Genomic DNA, 15,844 nt, shown 5'->3' on the forward strand with positions numbered 1-15,844 from the left:
CCGTCAGATCAGGAGGTCGGCGATGACCTGGTTTTCGGTGATGTCCTGATAGCGGATGCCATTGGCCTCGAAGCGCTGCAGCAGGCCGTCGAAGTTCCTGGCGTCCTTCGTCTCGATACCCAGCAGGATCGAACCGAAATCGCGGGCCGACTTTTTCAGGTACTCGAACCTGGCGATATCGTCGTCCGGACCGAGCAGGCCGAGGAAGTCCTTCAGGGCGCCCGGCCTCTGCGCCAGCCGTAGAATGAAGTATTTCTTCAGTCCCTCGAACCGCAAGGCGCGTTCCTTGACGTCCGGCAGGCGCTCGAAATCGAAGTTCCCGCCGGAGACCACCAGGACGACCGTCTTTCCCGCGATGACGTTGCGTAAGGAGCGAAGGGCGTCGATGGACAGTGCGCCAGCCGGCTCGAGCACGATGCCCTCAAGATTGAGCATTTCCAGCATGGTCTGGCAAAGCCGCCCCTCCGGCGACAGGATCACGTGGTCGGCCGGAAAACCGCCCAGAAGTTCGAACGGGAGGGCGCCGATCTCGGCTACGGCCGCACCATCGACGAACCCGTCGATCTGCGGCATCCGCATGCGCCGCCCTTCCGTGAGGCTGGTCTTCAGGCTGGGCGCGCCAAGCGGCTCCACGAAGCGGAAGTCGGGTGCGCCAGGCCCGGCAAAGCAGGACGTCACGCCGGAGGCGAGGCCACCGCCGCCGACCGGCATGACGACCATGTCGGGCAATTCGCCCTTGAGCTGGCGCTCGATCTCCAGCGCGACGCTGGCCTGCCCCTCCACGATGTCCTCATGGTCGAAGGGCGGCACCATGGCGGCGCCGCTGTCCTGCGAGTACCGTTTCGCCGCGGCATAGCAGTCGTCGAAGAAGTCGCCGATCAGCTCGATCTCGATGGCATCGCCGCCGAAGACACGGGTCTTGTCGATCTTCTGCTGCGGCGTGGTGACCGGCATGAAGATGCGCCCCTTCAACCCGAAGTAGCGACAGGCGAAAGCGAAACCCTGCGCATGGTTGCCGGCCGACGCGCAGACGAAGCTGGCGGATGCCTCCCCTGCCTCCAGCCGCTTGCGCATGAAATTGAAGGCACCGCGAATCTTGTAGGAGCGGACCGGAGTGAGATCCTCGCGCTTCAGGTAGATCTTCGCCCCGAACTGCTTGGAAAGATGCTCGTTGCGCTGCAAAGGGGTAGCCGGGAACAGCCGACGCAATGCATCTTCCGCCCTGGCGACGCCTTCCCTGAATGATTGATTGTCCATGGATGATCCGAGTGCTGTCTTTCACTGCGGCCTGTGTACCGCCCGGTCCCTTACGCTCTAAGCCTTCGAAGCCGGACACTCAACCCGTTTCGTCATCCACGAAAAGCGGCACTTTGCGGAAGCTGTCGACATCGATCAGCCCCTGGTCGGATATCCGCAGCGAGGGGATCACGACAAGCGCCAGCAGAGAATGCTGCATGTAGGCATTGTTCAGCGTGCAGCCGGACCGGCGCATCGCTTCCAGAAGGGCGGTTGCCTTCTGGGCGACGATCTCGGCGCGTTCGTCCGACATCAGCCCGGCGATGGGCATTTCCACGAGCGCCTGTTCCTGCCCGTCGGCGTAGAAGACCACGCCGCCGCCGACAGCCCGCAGCCGGTTTGCCGCGAGCGCCATGTTCTCGCGGTCGGTGCCGACGACGATCATGTGGTGGCTGTCATGCGCGACGGTGGAGGCAAGCGCGCAACGCCCCTCGTAGCGGAAGCCGGAGACGAAGGCGTTGGTGACGCCGCCGGTCGCGCGGTGCCGCTCGACCAGGGCAATGTGGGCGACATCCTGTGCCACATCGCTTTCGACCAGTCCGGATACGACGGCAAGGCGCGCCTGTGCCTTGCGTGTCGGCGCCTGGTTTTCCACCACGCCGATGACGCGCGCCGTCACGGAATTCGCGCCGGCCGGCGCCGGTACGGCAAAGTCGTCCGCCGTCACGTCGCGTTTCATGCGCACGGTCTGCCGCGCACTCTCCGGATAGGCGTATGCCGGCAGGTCCTCTACCAGGCGTCCGGCCTCGGCGAGCTTGCGTCCGCCGGCGAACACCATGTCGATCGCCAGTTCGGCAAGGTTGGACACGATCAGGAAGTCGGCCCGGCGACCGGGCGTTATGGAGCCGATCTCACGCTCCAGCCCGAAATGCTCGGCCGTGTTCAGCGTCGCCATCTGAATGGCCGTGACTGGTTTCAACCCCTGCGCGATAGCGTGCCGCACGACGCGGTTCATGTGCCCGTCATGCACCAAGGTTCCGGAGTGGCTGTCATCGGTACACAGGATGAAGTTGCGGCTGTCGAGGCCGAGTTCGGTGATGGCCTTCACCTGCTCGGCCACATCGTACCAGGCCGAACCGAGGCGCAGCATGGCCTTCATGCCCTGCCGCACACGCGCGGCCGCATCCGCCATCCGCGTGCCTTCGTGGTCGTCCTGCGGGCCGCCGGCCACATAGCCATGGAAGGGCAATCCGAGGTCCGGCGAGGCGTAATGCCCGCCGACCGTCTTGCCGGCACGGACCGTGGCCGCGATGCCGCCGACCATGGTCGGATCGTTGGCGGCGACGCCGGGAAAGTTCATCACCTCGCCAAGGCCGATAATGCCCGGCCATGTCATCGCTTCCGCCACGTCGTCCGGCGTGATCGTTGCGCCCGCCAGTTCGAGCCCGGGGGCGGACGGCACGCAGGACGGCATCTGCACATAGACGTTCACCGGCTGGGCCAGCGCCTCGTCATGCATCAGCCGTACGCCCGCAAGGCCAAGAACATTGGCGATCTCGTGCGGGTCGATGAACATGGATGTCGTGCCGTGCGGGATCACGGCGCGGCAAAACTCCGTAACCGTGACCATGCCGCTTTCCACATGCATGTGCGCATCGCAAAGGCCCGGTACGATGTACCGCCCGCCTGCATCCACGATCAGTGTGTGAGGGCCGACGGCATGCGAGGCATCAGGACCGCAATAGGCGAAGCGCCCGCCGCTGACGGCGATATCCGTGGCGGGGATGATCTCGCCCGAATGCACGTTCACCCAGCGTGCGTTGCGCACGACGACGTCGGCGGGGCGACGGCCCATCGCGACATCGACGAGGTCGGACGCCATATCGGCAAAGCTGCGCCGCGTCGAATGGGGCTGGTTGCTGCGATTGCTCGTCATGCGCGCTCCGGATCCTCGATCGAAAGAAACTGGTGCGGGCTGCGGGACTCGAACCCGCACGGGGAGTCCCCGAGAGATTTTAAGTCTCTTGCGTCTACCATTTCGCCAAGCCCGCCGGCCCGCTCCGAGGGCGGCGGGCGAATCCCCTTTCGGAGACGCCCGTCCGACGGAGCTGGACGACAGCGGGATACACCGTCAGGCGAGGCTGTGGCAATCCGGCGTCGGCAATGAGCGCTCAGCCCTCCTGCCCGGCCCCGCGCCTTGCCGCTTCCTTGTTGACCCGGCGCACGGCCTCCGCGAGAAGGCCGGACTTCTGGCGCATGCCGGAGTTGGAGTGGTCGAAGCCGCCTCCGCCGCGCCGCGCTTCCCGCCGAGCCTTGGCCGCCAGAGATTGCGCACGATCGCGCCTTTCGCGCAGGCGCGACAGCAGATTGCGCAGGTCCGCATCCCCGAGGGATCGGATATGCGGGTGACGGGTCTCGGCCACCAACTCGCGTTCCGCAGTGTCCAGAACACGCTCTTCGTCCTTGATACGGGTGCTCAATGCCACCTCCCGTCTGTTGTTGCAGGAAGCCAACCCATGCGGGACAAGCCCGGTTCCTTCACGGCCGCGTCAGATGGAGTGATCGGTCGTTTGCGCGCTCGAACGCGGCGGAACGCTGGATCTAGCAATTAAGGTATGCCGCAAGCCAAGCTTGGTGATCAACAGCTCAGCTTTTGGAGTGCTGCAGCTGCTCGAACCCCAGCATAGGACAACCCGATGGCTAGAAACCGAACTGAAGCGCGATCCAGGTACGCGTCCGACAAAGTGGAGAGAACCGCAATTGGGGCGCTGGCGGCATTGGCTGACTGCGGCTAACGGCATGTTTCGACCCCAACTCAGACTGTACGTCATTTTTCCTAGCTTCCGAAAAGCGGATGTTCTCACCGGACCGCATGCCCGTGTCTTCACCTTCAAGGGTCATCCAGAAGTCGGGTGACGACGTCGAGCAGGATAGTCGCGCCTTTAATCAGGTCAGCGTCGTCGGTATGTTCGTTCGGATTGTGACTGATGCCGCCGCGACTCGGGACAAAGATCATAGCGGTAGGACAGACAAGAGCCATCATCTGCGCGTCGTGCCCGGCGCCAGAGGTCATGCGACGCACTGAATACCCCGATGCATGGACGGAAGCCTCGATTATCTGGACAATGTGGGGATCGAAGGAAACGGGTTCAGATCGAGCCAACCTCTCGAGCGTGATGGCGACTCCCTCTTTTGCCGCGAGCTGATCCAGGTACCCTCGCAGGACCCGCTCCTCTTCGGTGAGCCGGGCCGCGTCCGGATCGCGCAAGTCGACCGTGAACGTCGCTCTTCCGGGAACGACGTTGATAGCGTTCGGGTGAAACTCCATGCAGCCGACCGTCGCCACCGTCGAGGCATCAGCATGCTTGAAGCGATCGGAGAGGAAGGTCACGACGCGAGCGGCCGCTTGTCCCGCGTCACGGCGCATCGACATGGGCGTCGTGCCCGCGTGGTTGGCCACGCCCTCGACCGTCACCCGCTGCCAGGAGATGCCCTGTAGGTTCTCGACCGCGCCGATGGCGATGCCCTCGCGCTCCAGGATTGGCCCCTGTTCGATGTGGAGCTCGACGTAGGCCCGGGGTGTCGGGAACCTGGCCATCCCGCTACCTGCATAGCCGATGCGTGTCAGTTCCTCGCCGAGGACGGTTCCATCGGTTCCTCGCGCGGCCAGCGCCTCGTCCACGTCCATTCTGCCAGCGTAAACCAGCGATCCCATCATGTCGGGCGCGTAGCGGACGCCCTCCTCGTTGGTGAAGGCGGCCACCGCGACGGGCACGGCAGGGCGAACGCCGCTCGCCTGGATCGCCTCGATGACCGACAGCCCCGCCAGGACGCCGTAGCACCCATCTAGGATTCCCGCGTCCGTCACCGTATCGATGTGCGAACCCATCATCACGGGCGCGGAAGGTTCCCCGTTCGCGACGTGCAGGATGGCGAAGATGTTTCCGACGCGGTCGACCTCGACGTCCAACCCGGCCGCTCTTGCCCACTGCACGAACAGGTCCCGCCCGGCCTTGTCCGCGTCCGATACCGCAAGGCGGGAGAGCCTACTTTGTTCGTCGCGGCCGACCCTCCCGAGCTCCCGGAGCCGCGAGACCAAGGTCGCACCGTCGATGCGCATTCCGTCCGTTTCCAGCATGGTCGCCGTCCCCTAGATCAAAGCCGGACGAAGTCGGCGAGACGGCGGTCGCTGCCGAGATCCTGTCGCAGCCTGGACGGCGGGCCATCGAAGACGACCTTGCCGCCCTCCATGAAGATCACGCGGTCGGAGACGTCCAGGGCGAACTTCATCTCGTGCGTCACGACGATCATGGTGCGGCCCGAGCGCGCGAGTTCCGCCATGATCTTGAGGACCTCGCCCACCGTCTCGGGATCGAGCGCGGAGGTCGGCTCGTCGAAGAGAAGGATTGATGGTTGCATAGCAAGGGCGCGGGCGATGGCGACTCGCTGTTGCTGTCCGCCGGAGAGCTGGTGCGGGTATTTGTTCTCGTGCGCCAGCATCCCGACCATTCGGAGCATCGTCCGCGCCTGTGCCGCGATGTCGGCGCGATCGCCACGGCGATGGTGCAACGGTCCGAGCATGACGTTGTCTAGAACGGTCCGGTGGGGGAACAGGTTGAAGTTCTGGAAGACCATGCCGATCTCGAGCATGTCGTCGACCGTGGGACGCATGTTTGCTCCGGCTCGTTCCTCCGTTCCGGCCAGAACGGGTTTCCCGTTCAGGTGCACGATCCCCTGGTCGAGGGTCTCGAGGCCGTTCAACGATCGGATCAGCGTCGTCTTTCCCGACCCCGAGGGACCGATGATCGACACGACCTCGCCGCGGCGGAAATCGAGGTTGAGGTTGTTGAACACGACGTTCTGCCCATAGGCTTTTCCCGCCCGGTCCAGGCGGATCGCATGCCCGGCTCCGCCGCTGTCGCAGGCGGGACGGGAGAACCCGTCCTCGTCCGCGCCCGCGTCCGAGACGTGGGTGAGCGCGGTGACGCGCGACGAGAAGTCCATGCGACGCTCCACGAACTTGAGGAGCAGGTCGAAGACCGTGACGATCAAGACATAATAACAAGCGACTGCCACCATCGTCTCGATAACGAGAAAGTTCTGCGTGTAGTAGCGCTGGCCGACCAACAGAATTTCTGCCAGCGAGATTACGGATACGAGCGACGTCAGTTTGACGATCGACACGAACTCGTTGCCCAGCGCGGGCAGCGCGATCCGCAGTGCCTGGGGGATTACGACGAGTCTCTGCAAGCCTGTCCGAGACAGCCCGAGGACACGCGCGGCCTCGTACTGTCCCTTGCCGACCGAGAGGAGCGCGCCGCGGTGGATCTCGGCCATGTAGGCCGTCTCGCTCAGGACGAGGGCGATCAGCCCGGAGGCGAAGGGGACCGAGAGAAGCCCGCCGAGAGAGGGGAACGCCTGCGGGAGATTGTATACGAAGATCAGGAGGACGAGGAGGGGCAGGCTTCTGAAGAACCAGACGTACGCCGCCGCGATCCATCTCACCGGGGGAAGCGGCGAACGGTCGGCCAGCGCCAACACGAATCCCAGCGTGACCGCAAGGACCCAGGTCGAGACGCTCAGTTCGACCACCAGCAAAGTCGCGTTCCAGAAGTCCCGGCTCCAGAACAGGCCGAGCGTGTAGGTCCAATCGAATTGCATGCTCTCGTTCCCTCATGGTCGCCGTGGCGCCCTCGCGGGACGCCACGGCGGTCGTCGTCAATTGGTCTCGGCGAGGGACTGCGCGACCTCGGCGTCCGAGGGCGTGGCGAGGTTGTACTTAGCGAGGATCGCCTTGTACTCCTTCGAGCCCTTGAACGCCTCGAACTCGTCCTTCAGCCGTTGGAAGAGCGCGTCGTTCCCCTTCTTCACCGCGATGCCCATGACGACGGGGAAGAGGATCTCGCTGGACGTGATCTTGAGCCTGCCCCCGGACGCCAAGACGGCCGCCTTGCTGACGCCAGCGTCGTCGAAGACCACGTCGGCGCCGCGGGAGAGCAGCGCTTGGGCCGCCTCGGCCGAGGTCGCGTACTCTTTGACGTCGATCGGCGAGGACCCGCAGCTCGCCTGCGAGGTCTTCTGTAGTTCGGGCACCCAAGCGGCACCCTTGAGGTTCGCGACGCGCTTGCCACAAAGTTCCTCGGGACGCTGGGGCGCGAAGTCGCTGTCGGCGAGGACCATGAGCGAGCCGCCGGTCTTCGCGTATGGGATGTAGTCGACCACCTTGGCGCGGGCTGCCGTGACGTAGAGCGCGGACGCGATCACGTCGTAGCGGTTCGCCTGGAGCCCGGGGATGAGGTTCGCGAATCGGGTGTCCACGAACTGCGTCTCGACGCCGAGCTTCGGAGCGAGGGCGTCCATGACCTCGGCGTCGAAGCCCTTGGTCACGCCGTTCTCCAGGTAGTCGTAAGGCGGGTACACCTGGTCAGACCCGATCATCAGGGTACCGGAGTTGATGGTCGGCAGGTCCTGCGACTTGGCGTCGGTGATGCCCGCAAGGGACGCGGACAGGACGGAGGCGAGGACCCCCAGTCCCGATGCGGCGAACTTGGCTCTGCGCTTCATGTGTCTTCCTTTCGAGTGGGCGGATCGCCCGGTTGACTGGTTTCCTCCCGCGTTCGTCGTCATCGGATGATCGGCAGCTCCCGCGGCGCCCGCTTGGTCAGGAGACGGGGGCCGTCCCGTGTCACCGCGATGTTCTCCTCGTGGACGATCATCTTGCCCGGCGCGTACTCCATGCCCGGCTCGATGGTCAGCACCATGTCTTCCAGGATCACGGTGCCGTCGCCGAGACGGTGCGAGGGCGGCTCGGTCAGTTGCAGGCCGAGGCCGTGCCCGAGGCGTCCGACATTGTTGCCGATCGCGCCGGCGTCCTCGATGATCCGCGACATCGCGCGGAACACGTCGTCGGTTGTTGCGCCGGGAACGGCCGCGGCGATGCCTGCCTCCGTCGCCAGCCAGAGCGCCTCGTGCACCCGCTTGGCTTCGTCCGCGACGTCGCCGATGGCGTAGTTCCGGTCGAAGTCGCAGAAATAGCCGTCGAAGGTCGATCCCGTATCGATGAACAGGATGTCGCCGTTCTCGAGGGTGCGATCGTGCGGGCCGCAGACGATCTGCGGGACGCCGCCGGGGCCTGAGATGGCCGGCATGAAAGGCGTCGCATCCGCGCCACGACGGGCGATGTCAATGCGAAGCTTGCGCACGGCTTCCCGCTCGCTCTCGCCGACCGAGATCTGTGAGGCCAGCGCCTCGTAGGCGTCACTCGCGATCTGGCAGATGTAGTGGATATGCTCGATCTCCGCCGCCGTCTTCACCATTCGGATCTGCCAGAGGCAGGGCGAGCCGTCGACGATTTCCGATCCGAGACCGTCGCGGAGCTTTAGGAAATCGGAAACGGGCATGCGCAGGGCCATCTCACGCCCCATCTCGGCGCCGACCTTGCCGAACCGCTTCGGCAGGCCGTCGAGGGTGGACCGCAGGAGCGAGATCCCGTCGTCCTCCGGGACGGGTGCGGGCCAGGTGCGGATGTCCTCCATCCAAGTCAACGCCATCTCGGGCGCTCCGATCTCCGGGATCACGGCGATCGGTCGTCCCTCGGCGGGCACGACGACGAACCACGGCCGGGTCGGGCTCTCCCAGAACTGGGAATCGAACCCCGTGAAGTAGCGCACGTTCGGTGGCGAGGTGACGAAGATCGCGTCGAGGCCGCGCTCGTGCATGATGGCTTGCGCGCGTCGCGTGCGCGCCTCGAACTCAGCCGCGGAGAAGCCCCGCTTCGGAAGGATCAGCATGTGGTCGTGACTTTCGTTTGTGGGACGATGGGATAAAGGGGCGAGCCGCAGGTGCGCGTCAGGCTGCCACGAAGCTCTCGGCCGCGGCGCCAACGATGGCTTCGAAGGATGCGGGATCCGTCGCGCCCTCGGTGTTGACGAGAAGGACGCGGCTGGAGGCGTCCAGGCCGACGGAGCGGCGCGCGCCTGCGTCGGCGGCGAGGGCCAGAAGCCCGGCCAGCCCCGCCGCGCCGCTCTCTCCCGCCACGATCGCCTCGGGCGTGCGCAGGGCGAGCCTACGCATCGCCATCCTCGCGTCCTCGTCGGAAACCGTCATGAAAGCGTCCGCGGTCCTTTCCAGGACCCTCCAGGCGATGACGGACGGCGTGTAGCACTCGAGCATGGCCATGATCGTCGGCTCGGTGGGCGCAAACGAGCGCAACTCCCCCGCTCGGGCCGTCGCGAGAAGGCACGCGGCACGATCCGGCTCGACAACGACGGTGCGGACGGAACCGCGGCCGAGGCGTTCGCAGAGGTGGGCGGAGACGCTGGCGGCAAAACCGCCGACCCCGGCTTGCAGGAAGACGTGCGTGGGGGGCGGCAGGTCGTGCCCCGCCACTTGCTGGAGCACCTCGTCCGCCAGGATCGTGTAACCCTGCCCGACCAGCGCGGGGATGCGTTCGTAGCCGGGCCAGGAGGTGTCGGAAACCAGGTTCCAGCCGTTCGCCTTGCTGACCCTTTCCGCTTCCTCGACCGAACGGTCGTAGTTCCCGGAAACGCGGACCACCTCGTCGGACCCGATCGCCGACGCCCTCGCCTCCGTCACCCCTTCATGGACGAAGATCACCGACTTGCATCCAAGGATGCAGGCGCCCGCGGCGACCGACTTGCCGTGGTTGCCGTCGGTTGCGCAGCAAAAGGTGACTTGTCTTGCGAACTCGCGCGCCGTCGGGGTGACGAGCTGCGCGACGGTCACCTCGCCGCCGAGATGGCTCTCCAGCATCTCCTTGAAGATCGTCATGACGGCGTAGGCGCCGCCCAGCGCCTTGAAGCTTCCCATCCCCAGACGCCTGGACTCGTCCTTGAGGTAGACCTCGCCGACACGCGCTTCTGTCGCGATTTCGGGCAGCCGGACAAGGGGCGTGGCACCTGGTCGACGCCAGAGCGCCATGAAAGGCTGGACGGCGGCTGGAGCGTCGGAGCCGAAGAGCCCGCGATCCACGTCTTCCAGGTTTCCGCCGAACGCGTTCTTGAACTGCACTATCATCGCGCATCCCCGTTTATTGGCGAGAAAGTAGGCAATTTCTCGCTGTCTTTGTGCTCGAATTTGCTCTACGTTTTGCAAGAAACGTGCATGGCGAGGCCTCCCCACGAATGAAGAAGCTGGAACAGGCGGCCCTCGATGCGCTCGACCTTAAAATCCTTCGGGCCGATCAAGAGAACAATCTCGTGCCCCAATGGGTGATTGCCGAAGCGGTCGGCCTTTCGCCGCCCGCCGTTGCCCGCCGCTTGCAGAGCCTGCGCGAAAGCGGCGTGATCGCCAAGGACATCGCCGTGGTGGACGGGCACGCCGTCGGCCGTCCGCTGACCATCATCGCCCACGTGACGACCGAGAACGAGCGACTCGACCTTCTCGACGCCATGAAGGAGAGGTTCGCCCGCTGTCCACAGATCCAGCAATGCTACTATGTGACTGGGGAGATGGACTTCATCCTGATTCTCAACGTCACAGACATGGCAGAGTACAACGAACTGACGCGGGAGTTGTTCTTCGACGGCGGCAACGTGAAAAGCTTCCAGACCTGCGTATCAATGCAAAACGTCAAGACCTACGGGGCAATTCCACTGTAGTCTGCGCTAGCAGGTCGGCGCTCGCGTCGCGCTCATTGCGGCACTCGAAAACAATCAGAAAACGTCTGGTACCATTGAGCTGGACAAACCTACCGGCTCGTTTTGTATTGTTCGAGCTGAGTGGCATCAGGGGGCGGGCATTGGGAAACGGTTCGGGAGTGCTCGACCCGAAATCGTCCGTATCCGCCCGTCGAGAGCGTGCATGGTGCCGCCGAAAGCTGGTGGGCCAGCGTTCCCGAACTGCCATTGAAGTCGGGCGAGGTCGCCTTATGAAGGTTGCCGTAGGTGGCTCCCGATGTGCAGGAGCGTCTGCTTCTACATCCGCCGGCCCAAAACCAGACTGTCCCCTTTCCACCCCCATTTCCCCGTTGCCAAAAGTCACAAGATTGGCGCTCGATGATCGGGGCTAACTACAGACGCGGCTCCTGGCCCGGCTTGCGGCCGCGCTTGATCTCGCGCGCGCGCCGTCCGAGGCTGAGAAACGTCGACATCAGCGGCGAGCGCGCCGCTGCCACGGCCTCGCTGGACGGGCTGCGGCGCTGGACCACGCGCGGCGCCGCGGCCAGGCTGGTAAATCCCGGAAACGTCCGCCGAAAGACCTGATAGGCAGCCTCCACCGAGACGGCATCGCCCGCCTGATCGCCCGGGGGCCAGTTGCGCAGGAAAACCGCAAGCTCGATCCCGGCGGCCCGCGATAGGCCGACCACCTGGCACTGCCCGGCCGGTCCGTCCGGTGAAAGAACGCACACCGGCCCGCGCCCGGGCGTCAAACCAGGCGCCTCGCCGAAGAACAGGTCCCAGCCCTGTTGCGAAAGAGAGTGCAGAACCGCGGCGATACGTCCGCGTTCGGCACCCGGAAACACGGCATCGTCCTGGATTATCAGCAACGATCCTCGGCCGGATACCAGGAAAGCGTCCAGGACGTCGCGATGCGCCTGCAACCGGGCTCCGGGCCCCTGCGGCCGGATGCCGGACGGATGTTCAGGGGCGACGGCCTCGTGCACGAGGTCCGGAAGCACTTCCGGCGAAAGGCCCAGCCTGCGGAGCTGGGCCGAAAACTCGCGCCGACGGTCCGCATGCTGCGTCATCGCAATGACGCGGACCATGTCGAATACCCCCGAGACCGGGTTATGTGGCTGCCAGCGCACGCCCGCCGCCTCAGGCCGAGGCCGCCAGCCGCTCAGGCGGGGCACCCTCTTCCGGAAAGTCCTGCTTGAGCGCCAGCGTGGCGGATTGCAAAGCCTGCGCGCGGATGGCGACGACAGGCTCGGAGCCCAGCGCGGCCAGCCTGATGCCCATCTGCCCGCGTCCGGGATGGACCGGTGGCCAGATATCGACCGAGAAATAGCGCGCCGCACTGCGGTCGATATCGCCCCAGAACTGAATCACCATGCCGGCAGGTATCAGGTCCGGCAGCCGCGAGACATCGGCAAGATCGAGGCGATAATCCCGCGAGGGCGTCATCGCCAGAACCACCAGATCGAACGAGCCTTGCGAGACCTCGGCCAGCGAGGGCCTGATGACGACGTCCGCCCCCGCGCCCTGCAGGCCGGTTGCCAGAAGCCCCTTCATTTCGTTGTCGCACAGAAGCAGGCACCGCGCGCCCGCCAGATCGACGCCGGCCTGGGAAATCTGCAGAAGACAAAGCGGGGCAAGATAGTCGGCGACGCCGGATTCGCGGTCCGCAAGGTCGGCGCCCGCGACCTTGAGGTCGTAGGCGTCGCGCTGACGCGCGTCGAGGCCGCCTGAGACCGCCCCCCGGCAATCGAACAGCATGGCCAGAACCGACCTGGATGGCATGAGGCTCAGCAATGCCGGCTTAATGAGCGACGACTGGCGCTCGACAGCCACGATATCGACGCCGGTCGCTATATCGGCCGTCAGCCCCTGCACGAATTCTATCTCGCTGGTCAGCGTTTCCTCGGCATTGAGGCGCCGCAACATCGCTTCCACCTGGGCGCTCCGAACGGTTGCCCGGGCCGGCGCGGCCGCCACGATCCGTCGGGCCCCGGCACGCGCCGCCAGGAGGATCGTGACGAAATCCTCCTCGGTCCGCGCGTCGGTCAGAACGGTGAGGCCGGTAAGGTCAAGCCCGATCGCCGCGATACGCGCGTCGATCACCTCCAGCAGCCGGCCGCTCGTCGAATCTGCCCAGATCATGTTGCTATCGTTTAAATCCGACATTGCCGCCGCCCTGAAAAGTCATTGAAAAATCTGGATAATATTGCGTTACGCATTGATATGGCCGTGCACCGCCTCCCATTTCGGCGACGTCGTCTCGCCTTCGTTTTCCAGAAGGCCCCAGGAGCCCCATTTTCCCGGATCGTACATCGAGGTGTAGAGCACCATCAGGCCACCGCCCGCCGCCTTCCAGCCATCGAGGTAGGTGCGATACAGCTTGCCCATGCGCGGATCGCGGTTGGCCGCGATGAACAGGGCTTCCAGCCGCTCATCGTTTTCCTGGCCGGCGACACCGACGAGATGCTGCCCGGCCTCGTAGGCCGCCAATGGCAGGCCCAGCCTCTTTGCCGTCTCGCTCTGGGCGCGCATCATGTCGCGCGTCCGACCCGCCACGTCCTTCTCCAACTCGGAGAAGAGTCGGTCGAGAGACCATCGCGATACATCCTTCGCGCGTTCGGGCGTGCCGTAGCTGTAGCCGAAATACGGAGCGATCGCGATCAGGTCGGCATTGTCGCGCGCCTGCTGCGACGACAGGACGACGTCGACGGTCCAGGGGTTCTCCGCCTGCCCCGCGAATACGCCCTTGACGCGTTTGGGATCGGCGCCGAAGACGCGGCGGAAGGTGGCGATGACTTCGCTGGAGCGTTGCCCGTGATATTTGAGCTGCGCTTCGAAAGGATCGCTCGACAGGCCGAGGCGCAATCCCTCTTCCCGGGCGTGCGCGGCCTGCTTGAAGATCTCGTTCCAGACCTCGTTGGAATATTCCACATAGAGCGGCAATGCGGGATCGAGCTGGTCGCGCACCAGTTCGGCCATACGTTCCACATATCCGTCGTCGGCCAGATGCGGGATGGTGAACCAGGGCGCGATACCCGTCCGGTTTGCCAGCGCCACCATCGTTTCCACCGGAATGCCACGATCGGCAAGGTCGAACATGCCGGGCTTCGGCCGCTGGTCCCAGCTTTGGAGCGGCGAGTCGTTCGTCTGGCCCCAATCCATGAAACGCAGGGCCTGCATACCCTCCAGGCGGGCAAGGAACGCGTCGCGGAACATCTCGTCGCCGCCGTCCGCCTGCTCGACCAGGCGCAGATTGTGCAGCGGGTTGTCGGGGTCGGTCTCGTACAGGCGTGCGATGACGGGGGCATCGGTCCGGTTGATGCGGATGCGGTCGAAGCCTTCGCCACGGTCCAGCAGCACGGCGCCGCCATAATAGCCGATGCGCCCGCGACCATCGTATCGCACCGTCAGATCGGATTTGAGGTGGCTTCGGTACTTGGTATGGATCAGGAAGGATTCCAGGAACGTGCCGGGCGGGATCATTCGCGGATAGCGATCATCCGTCATGGGCGGCAGCGGGTCGTCCCAGGTAAACGGGGCGTTCACACGCTGCACGCGCCAGCGCGAAGCGCTTGCGGCCAGGTTGGTGAACGGGTGCTCCGTGGTCCAGTACGGCAGGCCGACGAGGTTCAGGCCGAGGCCCGACCCGCGCTCGGCCGCACGCGCCGAGCGCGCGACCTCCACCACGCCCGGAACGGCCAGGGAGGCGGATGCGGCTAAAAGGAAACGGCGTCGATTGAGCATCATCTAGTCTCCGCGGCTTTCCCGGCCTTCGGCCGATGACCGCAAGGCGCTGTGGCGCAGGAAATCCTTGAACAAATGCGGCGGCACATCGTCGGCGCCGCGCCGGAGCGGTCGCCTGACGCGCCGCAGCCCGAAGCCCGAAAGCCAGGCCAGATCGGCGAGCACGGCATAGGTGCGGCCATAATTGGACATGAAGAAATGGCGGCGGGATTCGAACCAGTAGCGGGGGCGGCGCGCCGGCTTCGACGTCCGCCGCGTAACGTTGGTGGATTGGCCGACCAGATGCACGACCCGGCTTTCCGGCACGTGCCAGCACTCCCATCCGGCGCGGGCCGCGCGCAGACAGAAATCCACCTCCTCGTAGTACAGGAAGTAGTCTTCGCTCATCAGGCCGATCTCGGCCAGCATCTCCTGCCGCACCATGAAGCTGGCGCCGCTGACCCAGCCGACCTGCTGTGGCGCATCGCCGGTCGGCTGCACATTGGTGAAGCGTTTCAGGATACGGCTGGCCGGACCGAAGCGGACTTCGCTTTCGAACTCGCCCAGGGGATTGGGAAACCGGAACGCGCAGGACTGCATGGTTCCGTCCGGATCTTCCAGCCGGCTGCCGGCGATGCCGGCGCGCGGATTGGCGTCCATGAAGTCCACCAGGGTGCGAGCGGCACCGGGCCGCACATACGTGTCCGGATTCAGAAGGAGCGTGTATTCCGATGGCTGGCCACTGGCGCGAAGATGCTCGATGCCCCGGTTGTTGGCATAGGCGAAACCGCCATTCACCGTAAGGGGTAGCAGCTCTACCCGGTCGGCCCATGCGCGCTCGCCGATGGCCGCCCCCAGACGGGTGACGGAATCGTCGCCGGATGCGCCATCCACGATAACGATGCGCGTCCCGGCCGGCAGACTGGCGTCATCCAGCAGAGACGTCACGCCGTCGAGGACCAGCCCGGGCGTACGGTAATTTACTATGACGACGCTGAGCTTCATACGGTGCGCCTTCTCCGGTATCGGCCGTTGCAGGAACCAGGGGCCCGATCGATCCGTCGCGAGAACCGGGACGCCGTGGAACGACGGTGGATCGGCGGGCGGAAAACGGGCCCTGTCCTCCGTTATGCAGGACGGGGAGCCCGTTGCGCGACTTGGCCAAACGGGTGAAGCCCTCCTGCCATCGGTGGAATGGCATACCCCATCGACCGTGTTGTGGTGGTGGCAGGCGGTGGCCTAACAAT

At 65.1% G+C, this 15,844-nt stretch carries 13 protein-coding genes and 1 tRNA gene; 1 reads left to right on the forward strand and 13 read right to left on the reverse strand.

The features are described 5' to 3' along the window. Positions 1 to 3 precede the first annotated feature (3 nt). The 9 genes from ilvA to IGS74_RS13940 all read right to left on the reverse strand — a co-directional run bounded on the left by ilvA (position 4) and on the right by IGS74_RS13940 (position 10,272). The gene (ilvA, locus tag IGS74_RS13900) at positions 4 to 1,257 is read right to left on the reverse strand and encodes a threonine ammonia-lyase IlvA (RefSeq protein ID WP_192386903.1); all 1,254 of its coding nucleotides are present in this window, start codon (positions 1,255 to 1,257) and stop codon (positions 4 to 6) included. A 79-nt stretch (positions 1,258 to 1,336) separates the two neighbouring features. Then, positions 1,337 to 3,172 carry an adenine deaminase gene (gene ade / locus IGS74_RS13905; protein ID WP_246722564.1) on the reverse strand — a complete coding sequence of 612 codons (1,836 nt, stop codon included), beginning with the start codon at positions 3,170 to 3,172 and terminating at the stop codon, positions 1,337 to 1,339. 30 nt (positions 3,173 to 3,202) lie between these two features. Then, positions 3,203 to 3,287: transfer RNA gene (locus IGS74_RS13910), tRNA-Leu, on the reverse strand. A 120-nt stretch (positions 3,288 to 3,407) separates the two neighbouring features. Continuing rightward, positions 3,408 to 3,716, reverse strand: a complete 309-nt coding sequence (locus tag IGS74_RS13915; protein ID WP_052194833.1) for a hypothetical protein — start codon at positions 3,714 to 3,716, stop codon at positions 3,408 to 3,410. Positions 3,717 to 4,126: 410 nt separating this feature from the next. Continuing rightward, positions 4,127 to 5,374, reverse strand: a complete 1,248-nt coding sequence (locus IGS74_RS13920; protein ID WP_192386904.1) for a Zn-dependent hydrolase — start codon at positions 5,372 to 5,374, stop codon at positions 4,127 to 4,129. 17 nt (positions 5,375 to 5,391) lie between these two features. Then, positions 5,392 to 6,897 carry an amino acid ABC transporter permease/ATP-binding protein gene (locus tag IGS74_RS13925; RefSeq protein WP_192386905.1) on the reverse strand — a complete coding sequence of 502 codons (1,506 nt, stop codon included), beginning with the start codon at positions 6,895 to 6,897 and terminating at the stop codon, positions 5,392 to 5,394. A 57-nt stretch (positions 6,898 to 6,954) separates the two neighbouring features. Further along, on the reverse strand, positions 6,955 to 7,800 hold the full coding sequence (locus IGS74_RS13930) for a transporter substrate-binding domain-containing protein (protein ID WP_246722566.1): 846 nt from the start codon (positions 7,798 to 7,800) through the stop codon (positions 6,955 to 6,957). Between the two features lie 59 nt (positions 7,801 to 7,859). After that, the gene (locus IGS74_RS13935) at positions 7,860 to 9,026 is read right to left on the reverse strand and encodes a Xaa-Pro peptidase family protein (protein ID WP_192386906.1); all 1,167 of its coding nucleotides are present in this window, start codon (positions 9,024 to 9,026) and stop codon (positions 7,860 to 7,862) included. A gap of 58 nt (positions 9,027 to 9,084) precedes the next feature. Next, positions 9,085 to 10,272: a diaminopropionate ammonia-lyase gene (locus IGS74_RS13940; RefSeq protein ID WP_192386907.1), complete on the reverse strand. Its 1,188-nt coding sequence runs from the start codon at positions 10,270 to 10,272 to the stop codon at positions 9,085 to 9,087. Positions 10,273 to 10,379: 107 nt separating this feature from the next. Between IGS74_RS13940 and IGS74_RS13945 the strand changes: the two genes are divergently transcribed. Then, complete coding sequence (locus IGS74_RS13945; protein WP_192386908.1) at positions 10,380 to 10,856, forward strand: Lrp/AsnC family transcriptional regulator; 477 nt, start codon at positions 10,380 to 10,382, stop codon at positions 10,854 to 10,856. Positions 10,857 to 11,266: 410 nt separating this feature from the next. Here IGS74_RS13945 and IGS74_RS13950 read toward each other — a convergent pair whose 3' ends face one another. The 4 genes from IGS74_RS13950 to IGS74_RS13965 form a co-directional block, all read right to left on the reverse strand. Next, entirely contained in the window at positions 11,267 to 11,962 is a 696-nt protein-coding gene (locus tag IGS74_RS13950) for a hypothetical protein (RefSeq protein WP_192386909.1), read from the reverse strand. Positions 11,963 to 12,014: 52 nt separating this feature from the next. Next, entirely contained in the window at positions 12,015 to 13,016 is a 1,002-nt protein-coding gene (locus tag IGS74_RS13955) for a hypothetical protein (protein ID WP_192386911.1), read from the reverse strand. Between the two features lie 69 nt (positions 13,017 to 13,085). Then, positions 13,086 to 14,621, reverse strand: a complete 1,536-nt coding sequence (locus IGS74_RS13960) for a hypothetical protein (protein WP_246722567.1) — start codon at positions 14,619 to 14,621, stop codon at positions 13,086 to 13,088. Further along, positions 14,622 to 15,602 (reverse strand): glycosyltransferase family 2 protein, encoded by a 981-nt coding sequence (locus IGS74_RS13965; RefSeq protein ID WP_192386913.1) that lies wholly within the window; start codon positions 15,600 to 15,602, stop codon positions 14,622 to 14,624. Positions 15,603 to 15,844: the final 242 nt, after the last annotated feature.

Source organism: Aureimonas sp. OT7 (assembly GCF_014844055.1).
Taxonomy (GTDB): Bacteria; Pseudomonadota; Alphaproteobacteria; order Rhizobiales; family Rhizobiaceae; genus Aureimonas; species Aureimonas altamirensis_A.

Coding starts and splice junctions, on each gene's coding strand:
- IGS74_RS13930 (WP_246722566.1), bottom strand. CDS start 7,800: ATGAAGCGCAGAGCCAAGTTCGCCGCATCGGGACTGGGGGTCCTCGCC.
- IGS74_RS13925 (WP_192386905.1), bottom strand. CDS start 6,897: ATGCAATTCGATTGGACCTACACGCTCGGCCTGTTCTGGAGCCGGGAC.
- IGS74_RS13950 (WP_192386909.1), bottom strand. CDS start 11,962: ATGGTCCGCGTCATTGCGATGACGCAGCATGCGGACCGTCGGCGCGAG.
- IGS74_RS13965 (WP_192386913.1), bottom strand. CDS start 15,602: ATGAAGCTCAGCGTCGTCATAGTAAATTACCGTACGCCCGGGCTGGTC.
- IGS74_RS13945 (WP_192386908.1), top strand. CDS start 10,380: ATGAAGAAGCTGGAACAGGCGGCCCTCGATGCGCTCGACCTTAAAATC.
- IGS74_RS13960 (WP_246722567.1), bottom strand. CDS start 14,621: ATGATGCTCAATCGACGCCGTTTCCTTTTAGCCGCATCCGCCTCCCTG.
- IGS74_RS13920 (WP_192386904.1), bottom strand. CDS start 5,374: ATGCTGGAAACGGACGGAATGCGCATCGACGGTGCGACCTTGGTCTCG.
- IGS74_RS13955 (WP_192386911.1), bottom strand. CDS start 13,016: ATGATCTGGGCAGATTCGACGAGCGGCCGGCTGCTGGAGGTGATCGAC.
- ilvA (WP_192386903.1), bottom strand. CDS start 1,257: ATGGACAATCAATCATTCAGGGAAGGCGTCGCCAGGGCGGAAGATGCA.
- IGS74_RS13935 (WP_192386906.1), bottom strand. CDS start 9,026: ATGCTGATCCTTCCGAAGCGGGGCTTCTCCGCGGCTGAGTTCGAGGCG.
- ade (WP_246722564.1), bottom strand. CDS start 3,172: ATGACGAGCAATCGCAGCAACCAGCCCCATTCGACGCGGCGCAGCTTT.
- IGS74_RS13940 (WP_192386907.1), bottom strand. CDS start 10,272: ATGATAGTGCAGTTCAAGAACGCGTTCGGCGGAAACCTGGAAGACGTG.